At 65.7% G+C, this 1,207-nt stretch carries 1 protein-coding gene; it reads right to left on the bottom strand.

Going from position 1 to position 1,207, the window contains the following annotated elements; all coding sequences use genetic code 11:
* Positions 1-281: 281 nt before the first annotated feature.
* Positions 282-1,207, bottom strand: a 926-nt coding sequence (locus AX702_RS06310) for an acyl-CoA dehydrogenase (RefSeq protein WP_197420510.1), incomplete at its 5' end; no start/stop codon positions are given.

Below are 1,207 nucleotides of genomic sequence, written 5' to 3'. Positions count from 1 at the left end.
GCCGTTACCGAAGGGTCGACGCGCTGCGCCATCGCCAGCAAGGACGCCAGGAACTGCTCCCTGCCACTCCCAGTCGATGCCGAAGCGTTCGGCGGTACCGCTGCCTGCATCGCAATGGTCACGCCGCGTTCTCCACCAAACCGGCTGCGTCACGGCGGGGCGCCAAGCGCGGGCGCCTTATCAAGCGCCCCACCGGCCACGCTCGGATGCTCTGGTGCCTCATCGATCCATCTCCATCACGCCCGGGCGTCGGCCGGAAACATGCCTCACCGGTCCCGCCCTCAGCTCCCGGCACAAGGAGCCCGAACGGTCTCGATCGCTTGCCGGCCGCTGCGCGGGCGGATCTGGCTCTGCTTGCGATAGTCGACATCATCATACGTGAGGTTGGCGAACTCCGCCCGGCGCGGACCAAGATAGCCGAACAGGAAGGCGGCCACCTTGCGCATCTGGATCTCCTCGGTTCCTTCGGTGATGCGATAGCGGCGGTGATGGCGGTAGATGTGCTCGAACGCCTTGTGCCGCGAATAGCCGATGCCGCCATGCACCTGCATCGCGCGATCAGCCGCCTCACAGCATAGGCGGTTCGCCCAATAGTTGCACATCGATACCTTGTCGGAGATGCGCTTCTCCACCTCAGGATGCGGCATCTGGTCCATCTCCCAGGCCGTCTTGCGGATCAGCAGGCGCAGCATCTCACACTGCGTGGCGAGTTCCACCAGCGGGAACTGGATTGCCTGGTTGCGCGCGAGATCTTCGCCGAACGGCTTGCGTTGCCGCGCGTAGCGGATGGCTTCCTCGATGCAGTAAACTGCCGAGCCGAGCGAACCGGCGGCCTGCCTGATCCGGTTCTCGTGCACAAACGATTGCGCGAGCGCGAGCCCACCCTCGGGTGGCCCGAAGATCGCGGCATCCGGCACCCAGACGTTGGTGAAGCTCACGCGCGGGTGGTCGGTCGGCATGTTGAAGGTCCAGAGATATTCCTCCGCCTTCACGCCCGAATCGTCGGCCGGCACCAGGAAGCAGGTGATCCCGCGCGCCGCGCCGTCCTCACCGCTCGTACGCGCGAACAGGGCGCAATGCGTTGCCGAGTTCATGCCGCTCGTCCACATCTTCTCGCCGTTGATGAGCCAGCCATCCACGCCGTCCCGCGTTTCGCGCACCGCTCGCGTCGCCATATGGGTCGCGTCCGACCCGTGATACGGCTCGG

Origin of the sequence: Sphingomonas sp. CCH5-D11 (assembly GCF_001557395.1) — a bacterium.
In the GTDB taxonomy this organism is placed as follows: domain Bacteria; phylum Pseudomonadota; class Alphaproteobacteria; order Sphingomonadales; family Sphingomonadaceae; genus Sphingomonas.
This window is presented reverse-complemented; position numbering and strand designations above follow the sequence as displayed.